This is a genomic window from Pseudomonas sp. GW822-FHT05A08 (genome assembly GCF_058800485.1).
In genome coordinates this window covers 5,433,614-5,454,196 of sequence record NZ_CM179511.1, presented here as the reverse complement: position 1 = coordinate 5,454,196, position 20,583 = coordinate 5,433,614, and the positions used below count along the sequence as shown (strand labels likewise).

Genomic DNA, 20,583 nt, shown 5'->3' with positions numbered 1-20,583 from the left:
GTCATAGTCCGCGCTGCTCTCAGTAAAATTAATCTTTCAGAAAAACCCCATAAGGACAGCTACTGCCATGATGAACCTGATGCACTGGCGCATGCTGGTGGCCGTGGCGGATACCGGCAACATCACCCGCGCCGCCGAGCGGGTTGGCATGACCCAGTCCGGCGCCAGCCAGGCCCTGGCGCTGCTCGAAGACAACCTGGGCGTGCAGCTGTTCACCCGGGAGAACCGCCAGGCCCTGCCCACCGCCATTGGCGAACAGGTGGTGGAACAGGCGCGGCTGATGCTCGCGGCGTTGCAGAACATCCGCGACACCGCGGACGCCTGCCGGGACATTCAGCGCGGCACCATTCGCCTGGCGAGTTTCCCCATGGTGCTGGCGACTTTCCTGCCGCCGCTGCTGCGGCGCTTCAAGCAGTTGTATCCGGGCATCCAGGTGGTGGCGCTGGAGGTCAGCGACGACGAGGTCGAGGCCTTGCTCGAGGCGCGCTTGATCGATGTCGGGGTGCTGCTCAACCCTGCGCCCGAGCGCAGTGTCGGCCTGCTGGGACGCGATGCCTGGGTGGCGGTGCTGCCGGCGGGGCATGCCCTGGCGCGCCGTGCTCAGGAGCAGGGGGTGACCTTGCAGGAACTGGTGAGCCAACCCTTCGTGCTGGCCACCGGCGGCTGTTCGGTGAATGCCCGCAGCCTGGCGGCGGGTGCCGGCCTGGAGCTGGCGGATGTGCGGGTCGAGGTGCGGGAGTGGAGCAGCGCCTTCACCCTGGTTCGCGAGCAAGTGGGGGTGACCCTGGTGCCGCAGATGACCTTGCCGGAGCAACGCCACGGTTTGTGCGTACTGCCATTGAGCGAGCCGATCCCGCGCACCTTTGCCCTGGTGCTGGCCGAGGGCAGCGAGCCGTCGCCGGCGCTGCGGGCCTTGCTCGATATGCTGGCCCAGGGCTGAGCGCAGCCGCTCAAGTCAACTCATAAAAAAGGGTTCCCGTGGGGAACCCTGTTTCGGCTGGCCGCTTTTAAAGCGCCGCGAGGAACTTGTCGGTGACTTGTTTCTCGACGCCGCTGGCGTCCTTCTCGACTTGCGCCAGCTTCAGTTTGTCCTGAACCCGCTGGGCAATTTCCTGAGCCACCGCGTGCTGTTTCTCCGGCGGCATGTTTTTCAGGTCTTCCTCGGTAATGCCCATCTCTTCGAGGATGCGGTCGCGCATGCGCTGTTCAGGGGACTTGCTCATGTAGTCCTTGAACTCATCCAGGGCCGAGCTCTGGGTGGCGCTGTTGGCCTGCGCGGTACTGGCGGTCGGCGGGGTGGCCTGCAACAGCACGCGGGTCTTGGCGAAGGCCGCGGCGACATTGTCGCTGACCGTGTTGCTGGCCTGCTGCACGGCCTGGGACGCTTGCAGGGTCGCGGTGTTCTGCACGTTCTGCATCAAACCGCTGTACAGCGCGCTGGCGGCCGCGGTGCTCGGGTCCATGTCGGACCGCTGGGAGGGCTGGATTGCCGTGGTTTTCTGGGCACTGACCAACATGATTGGGTACCTGTGTGTAAGGGCTGTCCAAGGCTGCGCAGCAATTTGCATGCCGCCGCGCTGGAGGATCCTGGGACGGGGCTCTTTGCCAGGGCTTTGCGCCGATTGCCCGGCAAGGCTGGCGGCACGCGGCGGACAAGCCTTGCCGCTTGCGGCCAGCGGCGACCGGTCAACGCTGGGCGATGTTCTCCAGGGCCAGGTTGCGGGTACGCGGGCCGAAACGGCCGATGGTGAACATCACGATCAGCATGCTGCCGACAATGAACGCCAGGACCCCGGGCGTGCCGAAGCGGTCGAGGAAAAAGCCGATCAGCAGGCTGCTGAACACCGTCGACAGGCGGCTGAACGAGTAGCAGAAACCCACCGCCCGGGCGCGGATATTGGTGGGGAACAACTCGCTTTGATAGGAGTGGTAACTGAAGCTCAGCCAGGCGTTGCAGAAGGTGATCATTACCCCGCAGACGATCAGCCCCAGGGCCGTGCTCTGCCAGGCGAACAGGGTGCCGAAGGTCATGGCGCCGAGGGCCGAGCCGACGATCTGCCACTTGTTCTCGAAGCGGTTGGCGAACTTGACGAACAGCAGCGGCCCCAGCGGATAGGCGAGGGTGATGATAAAGGCGTACATCAGGCTGTGGGTGACGCTCACGCCCTGGCCCGAGAGCAGCGCCGGCAGCCAGTTGCCGAAACCGAAGAAACCGATGGCCTGGAATACATGGAACACGATCAGCATCAGTGCCCGGCGCCGATAGGGCGGTTGCCAGATATCGGCGAAACGCCCCGAGCCCTGGACACCGAGGGCCTCGGGTTGCGGGGTGTCCAGCGGTTTGCCGTGGTCCTTGGCGCAGCGCGCCTCGATGCCGTCCATGATCCGCTCGGCCTCGGCGAAGCGCCCATGCTGGGCCAGCCAGCGCGGCGACTCGGGCAGGCGTGAACGCAACCACCAGATAAACAGCGCGAACACCGCGCTGGCCAATACCACCCAGCGCCAGCCGGCGATGCCGAACGGGTCCTGCGGCACCAGCCACCAGGACATCAGCGCCACCGCCGGTACCGAGAGAAACTGCACAAAAAAGGCAAAGGCGAAGGCTGAGCTACGCATGTGCTTGGGCACCAGCTCGGAGAGGTAGGCGTCGATGGTCACCAACTCGATGCCCAGGCCGATGCCCACCAGAAAGCGCATGCCGATGATCCCCAGGGCCGAGGTCTGCACGCCCATCAGCACCGTGGCCACGGTGTACCAGATCAGGGCGAAGGTGAAGATCGCCCGGCGCCCGAAGCGGTCGGCGATCGGGCTCAGCAGGCTGGCGCCGAGGAATAGGCCGAGAAAGGTCGCCGAGGCGAAGGCTGCCTGGTCGGAAAAACCGAACACACCCCGGCTGCCGGTGGCGAAGATCCCGTCGCGGATCAGGCCGGGGCTGATATAGGCGGTCTGGAACAGGTCATACAGCTCGAAGAAACCGCCAATCGACAGCAGCGCCACCAGGCGCCAGACCGTGGTGACGGCGGGCAGGCGATCGATGCGGGCGGAGATATTGGCGGCGCGGACCGGGTCGAGGCCGTCGGTGGCGACAGTGGGGGCGAGGGACGACATGGGCGGGATTCCAGGTTTCGGTGAAGAGGAATCTTAGCTGGCTAACGGAAATCAATGATTGTGAATGCGGGCTCGGAAGTCGGGCTGTGCGCTGATTTATTGTCGTATTCCGTTACATCTTGGCGGTTTGTGCCGCAGCATCAACCAAAGCGGCATCCAGCTCCTACAGAAAAAGGACGATTCAGGGAATGCCATTGCGTCCATGCAGCAGGAAGGCCGGGCGTTCGCTGAGCCGTGCGTAATAGGCGGCGATGGCGGGGAAGTCGGGGCGCTCCATGGGCGTCATCATCCAGCGATGCACCGACAGCCCGAGGACGATATCGGCCAGGCTGAACTGCGAGCCGAGCACATAGTCGCCGCTGCTTGCCAGTTGCTGTTCGAGCAGGGCCATCTTGGCGTTCCAGCCGCGAAGGCCGGCGGCGATCCGCAGCGGGTCCTGAAAGTCCGGGTTCTGCCGGACCAGGGCGACGAAGGCGTAGCTCCACGCCGGATTGAGCTCTGTGGCCTGCCAGTCCATCCACTGCTCCACCAACGCCCGGGCCCGGGGTTCGCCGGGCAGCAGCCGTTGCACGGCGACCTTGCCGGTCAGGTACCGGCAAATACTGTTGGACTCCCACAGCGCGCCGGCGTCATCGATCAGCACCGGCACCTGGGCGTTGGGGTTGAGCCGGAGAAACTCCGGTGTGTGGGTCGACTGGAAGCCGCTGCCCCAATCCTCGCGTTCGTAGGGCAGGCCCAGTTCCTCGCAGGTCCACAGCACTTTTCGGACATTGATCGACGAGGCTTTACCGAGAATTCTCAGGGTTCCCATGCAAGCTTTCCTTGGCGGGTGGAGGGCCCTGGAAATCTAACAGCGGCGCCGCTCTTGGGCGATGCCGATTTGCACTCTGGCCTCAGACCGGGTCCGGCAGCGCCGACGCCGGCAGGCCAAAGACCCGGTCGAACAGCCAGTTGAAGACGAAGGTGTAGCAGGGGATGAACAGGATCAGCGCCAGGTCGAGCAGGAAGGCCTGCACCAGGCTGATGTGCATCCACCAGGCGATCAGCGGGATCAGGAACAGGATCAGCGTCAGCTGGAAACCCACGGCATGGGCGATCCGCCGCTTGACCGTGCGGGTCCGCGAGACCTGGCGGCTTTCCCAACGCTCGAACAGGCTGGTGTAGATGAAGTTCCAGGTCACCGCGATGCTGGTGATCACCACCGCCAGCGGGCCGGTGCTGCTCGGCGAGGTGCCGGACAGCAAGGCCAGGCCCAGGGCCGAGAAGGTCATGCCGAACACCTCGAACAGTGACACGTAAACCAGTTTGCGCTTGATGCCTTGCATGCTTTTTTTCCTCCGCGTTCGTTGGCCCGGGCCGCTCCTTTTGCAGGAAGGGCTGGCGAATGCGGCGCAAGATAGCTTCAATGTGCCTGACAGAAAAAGTCAGTAGCTTTCAGGTTTACTGATAGGTCGACATCCTAGACAGGCGTCTGCATGAACTTCTCCAGCGACAGCATCCAGTTGTTTCTCGCCGTGCTCGAGCGCGGTTCGTTTTCCGCGGCGGCCCGAGCCCTGGGCAAGGTGCCTTCGGCGGTGAGCATGGGTATCGCCAACCTTGAGGCGGAGCTGGGCTACCCCCTGTTCGACCGCAGCCATCGCGAGCCAGTGCCCACCGCCATGGCCAATGCCCTGGCGCCCCACGCGCGGCTGATCGCCGAGCAGCTCAAGCACTTGCAGGTGCATGCGGTGGAGTTGTCCCTGGGGTTGGAAAGCCGGCTGTCCATCGGCGTGGTCGAGGACATCGACAAGTCCCGGGTGCTGGCGGCGATCAAGCGGATCGCCGAGCGTCATCCGTTGCTCGACATCGAGGTACTGAGCGCGCCCCAGGACGATCTGTTGCAACTGCTGCACACTGGCCGGATCGCGGTCGGCGTGGCCTTCGCCGGGCTGAGCCTGAACGTGCTGGAGTATTTCCAGTACGTCGGCAGCGAGCGGATGATCGCCTGCATTTCCGCGCGCCATCCATTACCCGAGGCGCCGGATGCCACCCTCTATCTGGAAGAGCTGGTCAACGTGCGTCAGGTGGTGGTTGCCAGCCGCGACCTGCCGATCCGCGACACCCGGCCACTGATCGCCGAGTCCTACTGGCGCACCGACAGCCTGGCCATGGCCCTGGACATGGTCGAGTCCGGCATTGGCTGGGGCAATTTCCCGCTGTCGGTGATCGCGCCCTTGCTCAAGGCCGGGCGGCTCAAGCGCCTGACCTTCAAGAACATCGACAACGGCCTGCTGCTGCCGGTGCACGCGGTATGGCTGAAGAACCAGCCCCTGCAAAAGGCCGCCCAGGCTTTTGTGCAGTTGCTGGGTGGGCAGGATCCGGCGCTGGCCCCGCAGGTTCATGCCGAGGTGAGGCCGTAAGCCTGTCCGCTTATGGGGCCGGGCGGGTGGCGTCGTGCTGCTCGCTGCCCAGCGCCTGGTGACGCAGCCAGTCGAGCAAGCGGGCAACGGGCGAGTCCGGGTCGACAGCCTCGGGCGACAACAGGTAGTAGGCGCTGCCGTCGGCGATAAAACCGAAAGGCGCGACCAGCAGGCCCGACTCCAGGTCGTCGCGCACCAGTTGCCAGGGCGCGATGGCCAGCCCCAACCCAGCCACCGCCGCTTGCAGGCTGAAGTAGAAATGCTCGAAGACCTGCTCCGTGCCCGGCGCCTGTTGCATTCCCTTGAGGGTCAACCATTGCTCCCAGGCCGCTGCCCGGGTCGCGCTGTGCAGGCGTGGCGCCGTATCCGATAGCCGCACTCTGCCGCTTGCATCGCGGGTCCAGCCGACGGCCTGGTCCGGGCGACACACCGGGCCGATGGCTTCATCGAACAGCCACTGCGCATGGGTGTGGGGCGGCCAGGGAAAGTCGTTGCGGCGGATCGCCAGGTCGATGCCTTGAGCAAAGGCGAAGGGCCCACCGCCGGCCACCAGTTGCAGGGGGATATCCGGATGAGCGGCGAAGAAGGCCGGGATCCGTGGAATCAGCCAGCGCATCAGCAGAGTCGGTTCGCAGGACAGCACCAGGGCCGCGGCCTTGTCGGGCGTTCGCAGTTTGCGGGCGGTGGCGTCGATCAGGTCGAAGGCATGCTCCACGCTGTGCAGCAATTCGCGGCCAGCTTCGGTGAGAAAGACCCGATGGCTGCGACGCTCGAACAGCCGTGTGCCGAGGTCTTCTTCCAGGGTGCGGACGGCACGGCTGATGGCGCCGTGGGTCAGGTGCAGGGCTTCGCCGGCGCGGGTGAAGCTCTCCAGGCGAGCGGCGGCCTCGAAACAGCGCAGGGCGCTCAGGGGTGGCAGGCGGCGATGGGTTGTCTGTGAGTTTTTATCACCGTGAATGTCAGTTTTCATCGTTCGCTCTGTGACGGTTCGTGCCCATAAAGTATGGGCCGGATTCTATAGCGAAGGCGCTTGAAAATGACTGAACTGTTAGTAGTAATCACCATCACCATCCTCGCGGTGCTCAGCCCGGGGCCGGATTTCGCCATGGTCACGCGTAACAGCCTGGTGCTGTCGCGTCGGCATGGGGTGTTCACGGCGCTGGGGATCGGGCTCGGAGTGATGCTGCATATCGGCTACACGCTGTTGGGCGTCGGCCTGCTGGTCAAGGAATCGCTGCTGCTGTTCAGCGTGCTGAAAATCGCCGGGGCGCTGTACCTGGTTTATCTCGGTATCGGCATGCTGCGCAGCCGTGCGGTCGAGGAAGAGGTAGCGGTCGATGCGCCGCGGGTCTCGGCGTGGGCGGCGTTGCGTACGGGGTTTTTGACCAATGCGCTGAATCCCAAGACCATGATTTTCGTGGTCAGCCTGTTCATGCAGGTGATGCAGCCAGGTACCGCGCCGGGTGTGCAGATCGGCTATGGCGCGATCATTGTCCTGGCCCATGTGCTGTGGTTCGTGGCGGTGGCGCTGTTCTTTTCGGCACCGGGCATCCGGGCCCGGCTCATGGCTTACAAACGGCGTATCGACCAGCTGTTCGGCGTTCTGCTGGTAGGTTTCGGCGTGCTGCTCAGCGCCCTGAGCCTGCGTTCCTGAACGCGGCTCAGGTACTCTCGCGCACCATCAGCTCGAAGCCCATGTCCACCACCGGCTTGGCCACGCTGTTGCCGGCCATCAGGGTCAGCAGCTGTTCCGCGGCGCGGCGGCCGATGGCTTCGCGCGGGGTGCTGATGCTGCTCAGGCGCGGCACCATGTGCGCCGAGGCGGGCAGGTCGTTGAAGCCCATCACCGCCACTTGCTCGGGGATCCTGATGCCGCAACGCATGGCTTCCAGCAGGGCGCCGTGGGCCAGGTCGTCGTTGCCGAAGAAGATCGCGTCCACGTCCGGGTGGCTGTGCATCAACTGCAGGAAGAGTTCGCCGCCCAGGCCCACCGACGAGGGGCGCGGGGTGAGGACTTCCAGTTTCGGGTCGTAGAGGCCGGCTTTCTCCAGGCCGCGGCGGAAACCTTCGCCGCGCATCAGGGTGCGCTGGTCGAGCTGGGCGCCGATATAGGCCAGGCGCTTGCGGCCGCGGGAGATCAGGTGCTCGGCGGCGGTTTCCCCGGCGTTGTGCTGGGAGAAACCCACGCAGTTCAGGCCGGCCTCGGGGTTGAGGTCCATCATGTAGACGCAGGGAACGTTGCTGGCTTCGACCATCCGTCGGGCGCTTTCGGTCCGGTCGAAGCCGGTCAGCAGCAGGCCGCGGGGCTGGTAGGCCATGTAGTTGCGCAGCAGGTTTTCTTCTTCGTCGGGGGAATAGTGGAAGTTGCCGATCAGCACTTCGAAGCCCTTGGGCCGCAAAACCTGATGAATGGCTTCCAGGGTATCGATGAACAGCAGGTTGGACAGCGACGGCACCAGCACCACCACCGAATGGCTCTGGGCCGAGGCCAGGGCGCGGGCGGCGGGGTTGACCACGTAGTTGAGTTCGCGGGCGGCCTTCTGCACCTTTTCCACCAGTTCAGTGGCCACTGTGTCGATGCCGCGCAGGGCTCGCGAGGCGGTGATCGGGCTGACGCCGGCCAGGCGCGCGACTTCGTTGAGGGTCGGGCGCCCCGTGGTGCGGGTATTTTTATCGTTCTTGGAGGAGGTCATCAGACGGCTTGCCAAACAAAATTCAAGTCACTAAGGTAGCGCTGTCTCGAAACAGCTGCAATGCGTGAGCGCGGTCGGCCTGACCCGCACTCTTTGGTTTCGCGGCCTATATACGCGGCAACCCACAAAAATGACAAGAAGGCGTCGGCATAAACTATTTTTGCACTAGCGTTTTCAAGAGCGAAGGTAGCGCTGTCTGCGCGCTGAGGTGTTACATGAGTCAACCCATCACCGCCCTGGTCATCATGGGCGTTGCCGGCTGCGGCAAGTCCAGCGTCAGTGAAGCGCTGTGCCAGCGCAGCGGCGCCACGGCCATTGAAGGCGATACGTTCCACCCTGCCGCCAATATCGCCAAGATGAGTGCCGGTATTCCCCTGAACGACGACGACCGTGCCGGCTGGCTCGACAGCCTGTGCGACGAGTTGCGTCGCGCCCTGGCCGCCGGACAACGTCCGGTGCTGACCTGCTCGGCGCTCAAGCGCAAGTACCGCGACCGCCTGCGCAGCGCCACGCCCGGCCTGGGCTTCGTTTTCCTGCAATTGACACCACAGGTGGCCGCCGATCGCGTGGCCCACCGTCCGGGGCATTTCATGCCTTCGACCCTGATCGACAGTCAGTTCGCGACCCTCGAATCTCCCGTGGGCGAACCCCTGACCCTGGCATTGGACGCCACCATCCACAGCGTTGACCGGCTGGCCGAACAGGCCCATGGCTGGTGGCTGGAGCACGGGCTGGACTCACCCCGATAAGCTTCGGCTCACCTAGATAGCGCTATCCCACTCGGCTCACGTTTTTAACGCTTGAATAAAAACAACAAACCGGAGGCAACCCCATGTTTGGCATGTCCCAAGAGACCTATCTGCTGGTAGACGCAGTGGTCACCATTATCGGGCTGATCGTGCTGATCACTCGATTCAAGCTGCATCCCTTCATCGCCCTGACCATCGCCGCGGGTTTCCTCGGCCTGACGTCGGGCATGCCGGTGGACAAGATCATCAAGGCGTTCCAGGACGGCTTCGGTGGGGTACTCGGTTTCGTCGGGATCATCCTCGCGCTGGGCACCATGCTCGGCAAAATGATGGCCGAATCCGGCGGCGCGGATCAGATCGCCCAGACCCTGATCCGCTCGTTCGGCAAGGAGCGGGTGCAGTGGGCGATGATGTTCGCCGCCTTCCTGGTGGGCATCCCGCTGTTCTTCGAGATCGGCTTCGTGCTGCTGATCCCGCTGGTGTTCATCGTCGCCCGGCGCACCGGCGTGTCGATCATCAAGATCGGTATCCCGCTGCTGGCCGGCCTGTCCGCGGTGCACGGCCTGGTGCCGCCGCATCCGGGCCCGCTGCTGGCCATCGGCGTGTTCGGCGCCGACATCGGCAAGACCATTCTCTACGGCCTGATCGTGGCCCTGCCGACCGCGATCATCGCCGGTCCGATCTACGGCACCTTCATCGCCAAGCACATCCCGGGTCATCCGAACCAGGAACTGGTGGACCAGCTGGCGCGCGAAAACACCTCGGCCAACCTGCCGAGCTTCAGCGTGACCCTGCTGACCGTGCTGCTGCCGGTGTTCCTGATGCTGCTCAAGACCTTCGCCGACGTGGCCTTCCCGGACGGGCATTTCTTCCGCATCTGGATGGACATGATCGGTCACCCGATCAGCGCGCTGCTGCTGGCCTTGCTGCTGTCGCTCTATACCTTCGGTTCGCGCCAGGGCATCGGCTCCAAGCAGATCCTCAAGCTGCTCGACGCCAGCCTGGCGCCGACCGCGGCGATCATCCTGATCATCGGTGCCGGCGGTGGCTTCAAGCAGATGCTGGTGACCAGCGGCGTGGGTGACGTGATCGGCCACATGGCGGTCAACGCGCAGATCTCGCCGATCCTGTTGGCGTGGCTGGTGGCGGCGGTGATCCGGATCGCCACCGGTTCGGCGACCGTGGCGACCATCACCGGCGCGGGCATTGTGGTACCGGTGGTCGGCATGATTCCTGGGGTCAACCGCGAGCTGCTGGTGCTGGCCACCGGCGCCGGCTCGCTGATCCTGTCCCACGTCAACGACGCCGGTTTCTGGCTGGTGAAGCAGTACTTCAACATGACCGTGGCGGAAACCTTCAAGACCTGGACCGCGATGGAAACCATCCTCTCGGTGGTGGGCCTGATCTTCATCCTGCTGCTGTCGCTGGTGGTCTGACCCGAACCCTGTAGCCGCTGCCGAAGGCTGCGATAAGGCTCGAAGAGCCTTCAGCGATTGCAAGATCGCTACGGCCGTGCCGGCCGATCGCAGCCTGCGGCAGCGGCTACAGGGGCGACAGACAGGCACAAAAAAACCGCATCGCTGCGGTTTTTTTGTGCCTGCTTATAGGGCGACGCGGATCAGCCTTTCTGCACCAGGCCATCGGCGCGGAACATGCCGCGGATGCCGCGCACGGCCTGGCGGATGCGGTCCTGGTTTTCGATCAGGGCGAAGCGCACATGGTCGTCGCCGTACTCACCGAAACCCACCCCTGGCGAGACGCAGACCTTGGCCTCGGCCAGCAGCTTCTTGGCGAACTCCAGCGAGCCCAGGTGCGCGTAGGCCTCGGGAATCTTCGCCCAGACGTACATCGAGGCCTTGGGGTTCTCGACCATCCAGCCCAGCTCATGCAGGCCCTTGACCAGCACATTGCGGCGCTGGCGGTACTGCTCGGCGATGTCTTTCACGCACTGCTGGTCGCCTTCCAGCGCAGCGATGGCCGCCACCTGCAGCGGGGTGAAAGTGCCGTAGTCGTGGTAGCTCTTGATCCGCGCCAGGGCGCTGACCAGCTCCGGGTTGCCGACCATGAAGCCGATGCGCCAGCCGGCCATGTTGTAGCTCTTGGACAGGGTGAAGAACTCCACCGCGATGTCCTTGGCGCCCGGCACCTGCATGATCGACGGGGCTTTCCAGCCGTCGTAGACGATGTCGGCGTAGGCCAGGTCGTGGATCACCAGCACGTCGTACTGCTTGGCCAGGGCGATCACCCGTTCGAAGAAGTCCAGTTCGACGCACTGCGCGGTAGGGTTGGATGGGAAGCCGAGGATCATCATCTTCGGTTTCGGGATCGAGCCGCGGATGGCCCGCTCCAGCTCGTCGAAGAAGTCCACGCCCGGCACCAGCGGCACCGAACGCACCTGGGCGCCGGCGATCACCGCGCCGTAAATGTGAATCGGGTAGCTGGGGTTGGGCACCAGCACGGTGTCGCCCTGGTCCAGGGTGGCGAGCATCAGGTGCGCCAGGCCTTCCTTGGAACCGATGGTGACGATGGCTTCGCTTTCCGGGTCGATATCGACCTCGTAGCGATCCTTGTACCAGCGCGAAATGGCCCGGCGCAGACGCGGAATACCCTTGGAGGTGGAGTAGCCGTGGGTGTCTTCGCGCTGGGCGACGGTGACCAGTTTCTCGACGATGTGCGGCGGAGTCGCACCGTCGGGGTTACCCATGCTCAAGTCGATGATGTCTTCGCCGCGCCGACGCGCAGCCATCTTCAGCTCGGCAGTGATATTGAATACGTAGGGGGGGAGTCGATCTATGCGCGCAAAGCGGCGCGGCGAACCTTGTTCGGCCATTGTTGCCTCGAGTACGTGAGCGCCCGGAACCGTCCGAGCGACGTCGGCCACTGCGGTGGCCTGGGGGCAGACGATAAGGGCTGTGGCGCCAGGCTGTCCAGAGGGGCGCGGCAACTATTTTTTGCCGGCAGCGGCGTTGCCTGGACAGGGATTTGCATCATGCAGGCTGGATTCGCAGCCCGCGCATTGTGTTTGCCGGGCCCTCCCGCGTTAAATACCCCCCACTCGAACAACCGCATCGAACAGGATGAATGATGGAGTTTACCAGCGGCTTTCTGCTGAGCCTTTCGCTGTGCCTGGACATAGGCGTGGCCAATATCGCGATGATTACCCTGGCCATGCAGCGTGGTTATTTCCAGGGTTTCTGTCTGGGCCTGGGCACCTGTGTCGGTGACCTGGTCTACGCCGTGCTGGCGCTGGCCGGCATGACCGTGCTGCTGCAGTACGAAGCGGTGCGCTGGGTGCTGTGGATCGGCGGATCGGCGCTGCTGGTGTACTTCGCGGCGAAGATGATCTATTCGGCGATCCACCACAGCGCGGTGCTGGCCGAGGCCGGGGAGGTGGACAACGGTTCGCCGCGCAAGGAGTTTTTCCGCGGCATTTTCCTGGCCATGTCGTCCCCCAGCGCGATCCTCTGGTTCGCCGCAGTGGGCGGTACCCTGATTGCCCGTTCCGGTGGTGGTGACCTGCTCAGTTCCGGGCTGTTCCTCAGCGGCTTCTTCTGCGCCGGGCTGGCCTGGGTCGTGGGCCTGTGCTTTGCCGCGACCCAGGGCGGCAAGCTGCTGGGCGACAAATTGTTGCGCTACTCCTACCTGGCATCTGCGGCGATCTTCTGCTATTTCGCGGTCTACGTGATCCTGTCCGGTTACCAGGAGTTCATTGTCGGCGCGGCGGTCGCGGAGCTTCCCGCGCTCTGACCCAGCGATTCGGGTTTGGCCTCTATACTCCCTGCCGAACCCATTTTTCAGGCAGGAGTCGCATCATGGATGAGCAAAAACAGGTCAGCGGGCCAGTGCCGCGTTTCGAGAAGGGGCGCTTTCTGCTGATCGCCGGTCTGGGCGGGCGTTTCACTCCCGAGACGACGCAGGGCATTCCTGAACTCTGGGAGCGCTTCATTCCCCATATCGGCAAGGTTCCCGGCCAGGTAGGGGAGGAGACCTACGGCCTCTGCTGCAACCCCGACGGCAAGGGCGGGTTCGAATACATCGCCGGGGTCGAAATCAGCAAACTCGACGATTTGCCCGAGCTGTACCGCTGGGTCGAGGTGCCGCCGCAGCACTATGCGGTGTTCGAGCACCAGGGGCCGCTTGCGGGCCTGCCGCAGACCTTCCAGTACATCTGGAAAACCTGGCTGCCACAGTCCGGGCGCGAAGCCGCCGATGCGCCGGAATTCGAACGCTACAGCGCCGACTTCAACCCCGATACCGGCCAGGGCGTGCTGGAAATCTGGCTGCCGCTCAAGGAACAGTGACCCGCACCGCGAGCACCGGCCGGGCCCGCGGTGGGCCCGGTCATTTGCCTTTGTTCGGCCGGCGGGCGCGCCACAGGTCGATGGACAGGGTGACAAAACCGAACGCACTGATACCGAACAGCACCAGCAAACCGATCTGAACATTGCTCATGGCGACTTCCGTACTCGACCAGGATGGGATTGATTGAGCCCTGATAAATAACCCGCTCGGCGCGCGGATGACAGCGACTCTACGCAGGTTTTACGGGCTTGCCGCCGTTCGATATGCAAGCCTTATTACTTTATGATCGGCGGCATTTCCCATAGCCGATCCGTTCCCCATGACCTTATCCAGCCTGTTGATCCGTCAGGTCGCCGCCGCTGACCTGGACCGCTGCTTCGCCATCGAAACCCTGGCCTACGAAGGCGACGAAGCCGCCACCCGGGAAAAGATCGCCACCCGCATCGCCACCTGGCCCGAGGGCTTCATCGTCGCCGAAGTGGAGGGCGTGGTGGCCGGCTTCATCAACTCCGGGGCGGCCTTCGAGGTGGAGATGGCCGACGAGGCCTTCAAGGAACTGATCGGCCACGACCCGGCCGGGCCCCATGTGGTGATCATGTCGGTGGTGGTGCTTCCGGACTCTCAGGGCCAGGGGGTTTCCCGGCGTCTGCTGGAGGCCTTTATCGAGCGCATGCGCGGCCTGGGCAAGGCCAGCATCAACCTGATGTGCAAGGAGCGGCATGTGCCCTTGTACGAGCGCTTCGGCTTCGTCTATCTCAAGGCTTCGGCGTCGGACCATGGCGGCATGGCCTGGCACGAGATGGTGCTGGAACTGTGAGGTCGTAACGCAGGTCGTAACGCCACGGCGTAGGGGCGAGGCTTGCCCGCGATAGGCGCGCCGCGGTCTGGCTGATGTACTGCGTCAGCCTTCATCGCGAGCAAGCTTCGCTCTTGCAGGGCCTTCAATACAGGCTGTTGCGCACCCGTTCCGGCATTTCCCGGTCGTAGCGGTCGGCGTCGAACTGGCCGTCGCAGAGGCGCTTGAGGATGGCGCCGGCCGAGGGCAGGGCCGAGCGTTCCAGGTAGTGCTCGGGGTTCCACAGGTCGGAACGCACGATGGCCTTGGAGCAGTGGAAGTAGGCCGCCTCGACGTCCACCAGGATCACTGTGCGCGCCGGCTTGCCATTCACCGCGAAGCTGTCCAGCAGCGCCGGCTCGGCCGAGATCCGCGCCCGGCCATTGACCCGCAGGGTCTCGCCGATGCCCGGAATGATGAACAGCAGGGCCACCCGCGGGTCGCTGACGATATTGCGCAGGCTGTCGATGCGGTTGTTGCCCGGGCGGTCGGGCAGGGCCAGGGTGCGCTCGTCGATGATCCGCACGAAACCCGGGGTATCGCCGCGGGGCGAGCCGTCCATGCCGTCCGGGCCGCTGGTGCTCAGGATCACCAGCGGCGAGGCGCGCACCATGGCCTGGTAGTCCGGGTTGAGGAAGGGGATTTCCTTGCGCACGGCCCGCTCAATGGGCTGGCCGTAGATTGCTTCCAGTTGCTCGAGGGTGGTCAGCATCATGCTTCTCCTGGGTAATGTCAGAACATCAGGACCAGACGGCGTTCATAGCCGATGCGGCCCCTGTAGGCCTCGCCGCTGTCGACCCAGCCTTGCTTCAGATAGAGGCTGAAGGCCGCGGCGTTGTCCGCGTCCACCGACAGCATCAGCCCCTTGATCTCTGGCCACGCCTGGCGCGCGGCGGCGGGCAGGGCTTGCAGGCAGGCCCGGCCGTAGCCCTGGCCCTGGACCCGCTGATCGACCTGCAAGGCATGCAGGGTGGCGGTGTCGGGGTCGGCCCAATGGGGCAGGAACGGTGGGCGCTTGAGCAGCAGGAACGCCACCGGGACCTCTTCGGCCAACAGGGCGAAGCCCTTGATACCGGGCTCCGGCGCCTTGAGCAGGGTATGCAGCGCGGTGTAGATATCGCCGGAATAACTCTTCTGCCGCGGGTGCACTTCGAGCGCGTCGAGCTGCTGCAATTGCCTGGCGTCGAGCTGTTCGTAGGGCACGAGTCGGGTGGTCACTGGGCTGTCCATATCCGGGCACTGAGGGTGGGCTGTATGAGTGGCGATTCTAGCGATTTTGTCCAGGGTTCCGGTTTTTTTCCGGGCCCTGTCGATTTACCGGGCGGCCAGACGACTAAGGGTGTCTTCACGATTTAACGGTCGCCTGTGGCGGCCACCTTGAGCCCGTATCACTCAATCGCAAGGAGAGTCGCCATGAACGCCCAAACCACCGAAAGCGAAATCCGCAGCCTGATCGACGCCTGGCGCCAGGCCGTGATGGCCAAGGACATCGAGCGCATCGTCAGCTATTACGCCGACGACATCACCGCGTTCGACGCCGTGGCCGCGTTGCAATTCAAGGGCAAGCAAGCTTACCGCGCGCACTGGAAGGCCTGCATGGAGTTCTGCCCCGGCCCTGGCATCTTCGACTTCGAGCAACTGCACATAGTCGGCGCCAGCGACAGCGCCTTCGCCCACTGGCTGGCCCACTGCGGCGGCACCGACGACAAGGGCGAGACCAAGGCCTGCTGGATGCGCGTGACCGCTGGTTACCAGCGCCTGGGCGGCCAGTGGAAAGTGGTCCACGAACACTGGTCGGCGCCGTTCGACATGCAGAGCGGCACCGCCTTGTTCGACCTGCAACCCTGATCGTCGGGTTTTTCGCCAAAGCCTGAAACTGCAGCCATAGTTGATCAGCCCGATCGAGGAGAGCCCCATGAAATACCTATGCCTGGTCTACAGCGACGAACAGCTGTTGCACAGCCTGCCGGAGAGCCCGAAGGACGCCGAGTGCATGGCGTATGCCGAGTCGGTGCAAGGCAGCGGCCGGATGCTCGCCGCCGAGGCCCTGGAGTCGGTGCAGACCGCGACCACGGTGCGTATGCGCGGCGGCCGGCTGTCGATCACCGACGGCCCGTTCGCCGAAACCAAGGAACAGTTGGCCGGGTTCTACCTGATCGATGCCAAGGACCTCAACGAAGCCATCCAGGTCGCCGGCAACATCCCGGCGGCCCGGGTCGGCAGCGTCGAGGTACGTCCGGTGCGCGAGTTGAATCCCTGATCGCCACCCTGGAAAAACGAGCCCTGAAAAAACAAGCATAAGCAGGAGTTTCGCCATGACCGAGCACAGCGTGGGCCGTGCGCCCGCCCAATATGAGTTGTCCATCAGCCGCCTGATCGATGCGCCGCCCGGCAAGCTGTTCCGTGCCTGGACCGAACCGCAGTTGCTGGTGCAATGGTGGGGCCCCCACGGCATGACCACCCCGGAGTGCGAAATGGACCTGTGGGTCGGCGGCCAGTTTCGCACCCTGATGCGCGCCCCGGACGGCAACGAATACCCGACCATGGGCGTGTTCCTGGAGATCGTCGCGCCGCGGCGGCTGGTGTTCACCGATGCCTTCCTGCCGGGCTGGATTCCTTCGGACAAGGCCTTCATGAGCGCCGAGGTGACCTTCGACGACCTGGACGGCAAGACCCTCTACACCGCTCGCGCCATGCACTGGAGCGAAGAGGATCGCCAGGCCCATGAAGCCATGGGCTTTCACGAGGGCTGGGGGCAGAGCCTGGATCGCCTGGAAAGCCTGGTGACCCGAGGCATGCCGGACTGATGCCGACGGCAACGCAAGACAGCGTCAAGGCGCTGGTGGAGACGGTCTACCGCAACGAGTCGCGGCGGATCCTGGCGACCCTGATTCGCCTGCTGGGGGATTTCGACCTTGCCGAGGAAGCCTTGCACGAGGCGTTCTTCGTCGCGGTCGAACGCTGGCAGCGCGATGGCGTACCGGACAACCCGCGGGCCTGGCTGGTGTCGGCCGGGCGTTTCAAGGCCATCGACGGTTTGCGTCGGCGGGCGCGTTTCGCCGCGTCCCAGGCGGCGCTGGTCAGCCAGCTCGAAGAGCTGGAGCAGGCTGACTGGAGCGAGGAGGACCTGGAAGACGACCGCCTGCGCCTGATCTTCACCTGCTGCCACCCGGCGCTGGCGGCGGACGCCCAGGTGCCGCTGACGTTGCGGGAGATCTGCGACCTGACCACCGAGGAAATCGCCCGGGCCTTTCTCTCGACGCCGGCCACCATCGCCCAGCGCATCGTGCGCGCCAAGGCCAAGATCCGCGATGCGCACATCCCTTATCAGGTACCGTCCCTGAGTGAACTGCCCGAGCGCCTGGACAGCGTGTTGCGGGTGATTTACCTGGTATTCAACGAAGGCTATTCGGCGTCGATGGGCGCGGAGCTGACCCGCGAAGACCTGACCCATGAGGCGATCCGTCTCGGCCGTCTGTTGCTGGAACTGCTGCCGGAACCCGAAGTGATGGGCCTGCTGGCCTTGATGCTGCTGCATGAGTCGCGGCGCCTGGCGCGAACCTCGGCCACCGGGGAGCTGGTGCTGCTGGACGAACAGGACCGCTCGCTGTGGGACCGCGAACTGATCGCCGAAGGCTGCGCCCTGGTGGAACACGCCCTGGGCACCCGCCGTTTCGGTCCGTACTGCCTGCAGGCGGCGATCGCCGCGGTGCATGCCGAGGCGGCGACGGCCGGGGAAACCGACTGGCAGCAGATCGTCGGCCTGTATGACGTGCTGTTGCGCGCCATGCCCTCGCCGGTGATCGAACTGAACCGCGCAGTCGCCATCGCCCAGCGGGACGGACCGTTGGCCGGCCTGGAGCGGGTCGAGGCGATCCTGGCCCGGGGCGAGTTGCAGGATTACCACCTGGCCCATTCGGCGCGGGCCGAGTTCTGCCGGCAATTGGGCCGGGTGGAGCCGGCGCGGGAAGCCTATCTGCGCGCCCTGGAACTGACCCGCCAGGAACCGGAGCGGCGTTTTATCGAGAGCAAGCTCGAAGCTCTGAAAACCCTCTGAACGCCTGCCGATCCGAAGACTGCGGTCGGCCGAGCGGTCGTGGTCTATTGACGATCGCTGAAGGCCTGCGGCCTTATCGCAGCCTGCGGCAGCGGCTACAGGGAGGGTGGCGCGAGCAGGGGCCGGGACCGACCTCGGAAACGTCGCAACGATGCGCTTTTCTTCAGATCAGCCGAGCCCTGTTGGCCTTATCGCAGCCTACGGCAGCGGTTACAGGGAGGGTGGCGCGAGCAGGGGCCGGGAGCGACCTCGGAAACGTCGCAACGATGCGCTTTTCTTCAGATCAGCCGAACCCTGTAGCCGCTGCCGCAGGCTGCGATCGGGCGCGGAGCGGCCGCCAGCGGGGCGAGCCTCTGCAAAAAAACGCTTATTCCAGCATCCGCCCCAGCAACCAGCTGCCCGCCGGGCCTGGCGGATGCAGGCGCGACCACAGGGCGTCGACCGCCACGTTGCGCGGCCAGCCACGGGCATCGAGTTCCACCAGGCTGTCGGCGCCGAAACGTTCCACCAGCCAGCGCGGCAGGGGCGCCCAGCCAAAGCCGCCCTGGGCCATTTCCAGCAGCATCAGGTAGCTCGGCGCCGACCACACCCGGCCCCGGGCCCGGCTGTCGTAGGGGTTGACGATGGTCGCCAGGCGCAGCTCGCGGTGCTGTTGCAGGCGTGCCTGATCGATATTTTTCAGCGCCGCCAAGGGGTGGTTGCGCGACACGAACAGGGCGATTTCGGTGCGCTCGTCCACCGTCGAATGGTCGAGGTCCGCCGGGTATTCGGGCTGCATCTCGGCGAAGGCGATCTGCGCCCGACCGCGCTGGACCAGCTCGATCAGGTCGTCGCATTCGGCGATCAGGCATTCCAGCTCCAGGTCCGGGTAGCGTTGTTCGAAGGCGCTCAGCGAGGTTTCGAAACGATCCGACTGATAGGTGTCGGACAGGGCCACCGTGAGCTTGGCTTCCACGCCCTGGGCCAGCTGGCTGGCAGCCATTTCCAGGCGGCTGGTGGCGGCCAGGATGTCTTCGGCCCGCTGCAGCATGACGTGGCCTTGTGGGGTGAGGGCGGGCTTGCGGCTGCTGCGGTCGAACAGCTGCAGGTCGAGGTCGATCTCCAGGCTCGCCACCGCCGCGCTGATGGTCGACTGGCTCTTGCCGAGCTTGCGCGCGGCCGCGGAAAACGAGCCTTGGGTGGCCGCCTGGACAAAGGCCAGCAGTACTTCGTGTGAGGCCATGAACTATCGCCTTGATCGATGGTTAATGATTATGAAGTATCGACAGGCAGGGTGATCATGGCAACCACATTCACTTGCAGGAGCCAGATCATGAGCAGCACCAAATCCTTGACCGAACGGGTTTTCCAGGCCGTGGGCTTCGAGCTGCTGGCGTTCGCGCTGTGTACGCCGCTGCTGGCCTGGATCATGGACAAGCCCTTTGTCGACATGGGCGTGGCGACTATCGCCATCGGCCTGATCGCCCTGGCCTGGAACGTGGTCTTCAATGGCCTGTTCGACCGCCTGCTCAAGCGCCTGGCCCTGGCGCCCAGCGGCTGGACCCGGGTCGCCCATGCGCTGCTGTTCGAAGGTGGTCTGGTGGCGGTAAGCGTGCCGCTGATCGCCTGGTGGCTGCAGGTCAGCCTGATGCAGGCGTTGATTCTCGACATCGGCGTGCTGCTGTTCTTCCTGCCGTACACCTATGTCTATCACTGGGGTTACGACCTGGTGCGGGAACGCTTGATGCTGCGTCGCCCGCTCGATCGCGCCAGTTGAACACCGCAGGGGTCAGCGGGCGGCGTGATGCCGCTCGATGGCCTCCAGGTAGGCTTTCATCGCCCGGGGGACTTCCTGCAACAGCAGGATGCTCTTGAGCTGACTATTCTCCAGAGCAACCTGGAACAGGCCGATGGGCAATCCGCGCATGGCCGTCACGTAGGCGTCGCGTTCCGCGGCGCTGGCGGTGGGCAAGCGCAGGGCGAGCATGCGGTCGTAGGTTTCCTGGATTCGTGCCTGGATGGTCGGGGCCTGGAGCTGGCAGGGCGTGAAGGTGGGGCTGATCATCTGCAGCAGGTCGGGATGGGTCTCGAGGTATTCCATGATCGGCATGATCATCCGGTCGATCACCTCCTGGCTGCTCGACTCGACCCAGGTGGCCGGGTCGATGGCCAGAAGGTTGGCGGTGATCTGTTCGAAGGCGTCGATATGGCGCTGGCCCAGAGCGTCGAGCACGCTCTGCTTGTCGCTGAAGAAGTGGTACAGCGAACCGATGGAGGTGCCGGCTTCGCGCGCGAGGCCATGCATGGTCAGGCTGGCCACTCCCTGGCTGACCAGCAGGTGGGCGCAGGCGTCGAGAATCGCCGTGACCCGTTCATGGCCACGAGTCTGTTTCGGCGAGCGCGGGTTTTTGGCCGGGAGCATTTTTGAATCGTTCATGGTCTGAGAGGCAGCAAGGGGCAT

General features: G+C 64.6%; 24 protein-coding genes. 13 read left to right on the top strand and 11 right to left on the bottom strand.

Annotated elements, in window-relative coordinates; all coding sequences use genetic code 11:
• Positions 1–67: 67 nt before the first annotated feature.
• A complete protein-coding gene (locus tag AC3RCP_RS24455) occupies positions 68–940 on the top strand; it encodes a LysR family transcriptional regulator (RefSeq protein ID WP_492570828.1) in 873 nt (290 codons plus the stop codon).
• 67 nt (positions 941–1,007) lie between these two features.
• On the opposite strand, the gene AC3RCP_RS24450 is transcribed toward AC3RCP_RS24455, so the two are convergent.
• The 4 genes from AC3RCP_RS24450 to AC3RCP_RS24435 all read right to left on the bottom strand — a co-directional run bounded on the left by AC3RCP_RS24450 (position 1,008) and on the right by AC3RCP_RS24435 (position 4,433).
• On the bottom strand, positions 1,008–1,517 hold the full coding sequence (locus tag AC3RCP_RS24450; RefSeq protein ID WP_492570829.1) for a hypothetical protein: 510 nt from the start codon (positions 1,515–1,517) through the stop codon (positions 1,008–1,010).
• A gap of 169 nt (positions 1,518–1,686) precedes the next feature.
• On the bottom strand, positions 1,687–3,108 hold the full coding sequence (locus AC3RCP_RS24445; protein ID WP_492570830.1) for an MFS transporter: 1,422 nt from the start codon (positions 3,106–3,108) through the stop codon (positions 1,687–1,689).
• Positions 3,109–3,289: 181 nt separating this feature from the next.
• Positions 3,290–3,919 (bottom strand): glutathione S-transferase family protein, encoded by a 630-nt coding sequence (locus AC3RCP_RS24440; RefSeq protein ID WP_492570831.1) that lies wholly within the window; start codon positions 3,917–3,919, stop codon positions 3,290–3,292.
• An 82-nt stretch (positions 3,920–4,001) separates the two neighbouring features.
• A complete protein-coding gene (locus AC3RCP_RS24435) occupies positions 4,002–4,433 on the bottom strand; it encodes a PACE efflux transporter (protein ID WP_009045208.1) in 432 nt (143 codons plus the stop codon).
• 150 nt (positions 4,434–4,583) lie between these two features.
• On the opposite strand from AC3RCP_RS24435, the gene AC3RCP_RS24430 reads away from it, so the two are divergent.
• Complete coding sequence (locus AC3RCP_RS24430) at positions 4,584–5,507, top strand: LysR family transcriptional regulator (RefSeq protein WP_492570832.1); 924 nt, start codon at positions 4,584–4,586, stop codon at positions 5,505–5,507.
• A 10-nt stretch (positions 5,508–5,517) separates the two neighbouring features.
• Here AC3RCP_RS24430 and AC3RCP_RS24425 read toward each other — a convergent pair whose 3' ends face one another.
• Positions 5,518–6,477, bottom strand: coding sequence for a LysR family transcriptional regulator (locus AC3RCP_RS24425; protein ID WP_492570833.1), 960 nt, complete (start codon positions 6,475–6,477; stop codon positions 5,518–5,520).
• A 66-nt stretch (positions 6,478–6,543) separates the two neighbouring features.
• On the opposite strand from AC3RCP_RS24425, the gene AC3RCP_RS24420 reads away from it, so the two are divergent.
• A complete protein-coding gene (locus tag AC3RCP_RS24420; protein WP_101338846.1) occupies positions 6,544–7,161 on the top strand; it encodes a LysE family transporter in 618 nt (205 codons plus the stop codon).
• A 7-nt stretch (positions 7,162–7,168) separates the two neighbouring features.
• Here AC3RCP_RS24420 and gntR read toward each other — a convergent pair whose 3' ends face one another.
• Positions 7,169–8,200 carry an HTH-type transcriptional regulator GntR gene (gene gntR, locus AC3RCP_RS24415; RefSeq protein WP_007925129.1) on the bottom strand — a complete coding sequence of 344 codons (1,032 nt, stop codon included), beginning with the start codon at positions 8,198–8,200 and terminating at the stop codon, positions 7,169–7,171.
• A gap of 215 nt (positions 8,201–8,415) precedes the next feature.
• Between gntR and AC3RCP_RS24410 the strand changes: the two genes are divergently transcribed.
• Positions 8,416–8,949 carry a gluconokinase gene (locus AC3RCP_RS24410; RefSeq protein ID WP_009045204.1) on the top strand — a complete coding sequence of 178 codons (534 nt, stop codon included), beginning with the start codon at positions 8,416–8,418 and terminating at the stop codon, positions 8,947–8,949.
• A gap of 83 nt (positions 8,950–9,032) precedes the next feature.
• Positions 9,033–10,385, top strand: coding sequence for a GntP family permease (locus AC3RCP_RS24405; protein ID WP_007925132.1), 1,353 nt, complete (start codon positions 9,033–9,035; stop codon positions 10,383–10,385).
• Positions 10,386–10,567: 182 nt separating this feature from the next.
• Here the strand turns inward: AC3RCP_RS24405 and alaC are convergent, their stop codons facing one another.
• Positions 10,568–11,779: an alanine transaminase gene (alaC, locus tag AC3RCP_RS24400; RefSeq protein ID WP_007925133.1), complete on the bottom strand. Its 1,212-nt coding sequence runs from the start codon at positions 11,777–11,779 to the stop codon at positions 10,568–10,570.
• A 254-nt stretch (positions 11,780–12,033) separates the two neighbouring features.
• Here alaC and AC3RCP_RS24395 point away from each other — a divergent pair, with 254 nt between their 5' ends.
• From AC3RCP_RS24395 to AC3RCP_RS24385, 3 genes are all read left to right on the top strand, one after another.
• Positions 12,034–12,696 (top strand): LysE family translocator, encoded by a 663-nt coding sequence (locus AC3RCP_RS24395; protein WP_007925134.1) that lies wholly within the window; start codon positions 12,034–12,036, stop codon positions 12,694–12,696.
• Positions 12,697–12,761: 65 nt separating this feature from the next.
• The gene (locus AC3RCP_RS24390; protein ID WP_101338845.1) at positions 12,762–13,250 is read left to right on the top strand and encodes a GyrI-like domain-containing protein; all 489 of its coding nucleotides are present in this window, start codon (positions 12,762–12,764) and stop codon (positions 13,248–13,250) included.
• Positions 13,251–13,570: 320 nt separating this feature from the next.
• The gene (locus tag AC3RCP_RS24385; protein WP_492570834.1) at positions 13,571–14,068 is read left to right on the top strand and encodes a GNAT family N-acetyltransferase; all 498 of its coding nucleotides are present in this window, start codon (positions 13,571–13,573) and stop codon (positions 14,066–14,068) included.
• A 124-nt stretch (positions 14,069–14,192) separates the two neighbouring features.
• Here AC3RCP_RS24385 and AC3RCP_RS24380 read toward each other — a convergent pair whose 3' ends face one another.
• On the bottom strand, positions 14,193–14,798 hold the full coding sequence (locus tag AC3RCP_RS24380; RefSeq protein ID WP_007925141.1) for a pyridoxamine 5'-phosphate oxidase family protein: 606 nt from the start codon (positions 14,796–14,798) through the stop codon (positions 14,193–14,195).
• Positions 14,799–14,818: 20 nt separating this feature from the next.
• Complete coding sequence (locus AC3RCP_RS24375) at positions 14,819–15,304, bottom strand: GNAT family N-acetyltransferase (protein ID WP_037034506.1); 486 nt, start codon at positions 15,302–15,304, stop codon at positions 14,819–14,821.
• 195 nt (positions 15,305–15,499) lie between these two features.
• Between AC3RCP_RS24375 and AC3RCP_RS24370 the strand changes: the two genes are divergently transcribed.
• The 4 genes from AC3RCP_RS24370 to AC3RCP_RS24355 all read left to right on the top strand — a co-directional run bounded on the left by AC3RCP_RS24370 (position 15,500) and on the right by AC3RCP_RS24355 (position 18,143).
• Positions 15,500–15,934 (top strand): YybH family protein, encoded by a 435-nt coding sequence (locus AC3RCP_RS24370; protein WP_123363013.1) that lies wholly within the window; start codon positions 15,500–15,502, stop codon positions 15,932–15,934.
• Between the two features lie 67 nt (positions 15,935–16,001).
• Positions 16,002–16,346, top strand: a complete 345-nt coding sequence (locus AC3RCP_RS24365; RefSeq protein ID WP_007925146.1) for a YciI family protein — start codon at positions 16,002–16,004, stop codon at positions 16,344–16,346.
• Positions 16,347–16,401: 55 nt separating this feature from the next.
• Positions 16,402–16,893 (top strand): SRPBCC family protein, encoded by a 492-nt coding sequence (locus AC3RCP_RS24360; protein ID WP_101338843.1) that lies wholly within the window; start codon positions 16,402–16,404, stop codon positions 16,891–16,893.
• Positions 16,893–18,143: an RNA polymerase sigma factor gene (locus AC3RCP_RS24355; protein WP_101338842.1), complete on the top strand. Its 1,251-nt coding sequence runs from the start codon at positions 16,893–16,895 to the stop codon at positions 18,141–18,143. Before AC3RCP_RS24360 ends, AC3RCP_RS24355 begins: the two co-directional genes overlap by 1 nt.
• A gap of 367 nt (positions 18,144–18,510) precedes the next feature.
• On the opposite strand, the gene AC3RCP_RS24350 is transcribed toward AC3RCP_RS24355, so the two are convergent.
• Positions 18,511–19,365: a LysR family transcriptional regulator gene (locus tag AC3RCP_RS24350; protein WP_053262327.1), complete on the bottom strand. Its 855-nt coding sequence runs from the start codon at positions 19,363–19,365 to the stop codon at positions 18,511–18,513.
• 90 nt (positions 19,366–19,455) lie between these two features.
• Between AC3RCP_RS24350 and AC3RCP_RS24345 the strand changes: the two genes are divergently transcribed.
• Positions 19,456–19,899, top strand: coding sequence for a multidrug/biocide efflux PACE transporter (locus tag AC3RCP_RS24345; protein ID WP_009045193.1), 444 nt, complete (start codon positions 19,456–19,458; stop codon positions 19,897–19,899).
• Between the two features lie 12 nt (positions 19,900–19,911).
• On the opposite strand, the gene AC3RCP_RS24340 is transcribed toward AC3RCP_RS24345, so the two are convergent.
• A complete protein-coding gene (locus tag AC3RCP_RS24340) occupies positions 19,912–20,559 on the bottom strand; it encodes a TetR/AcrR family transcriptional regulator (RefSeq protein ID WP_009045192.1) in 648 nt (215 codons plus the stop codon).
• Positions 20,560–20,583 lie beyond the last annotated feature (24 nt).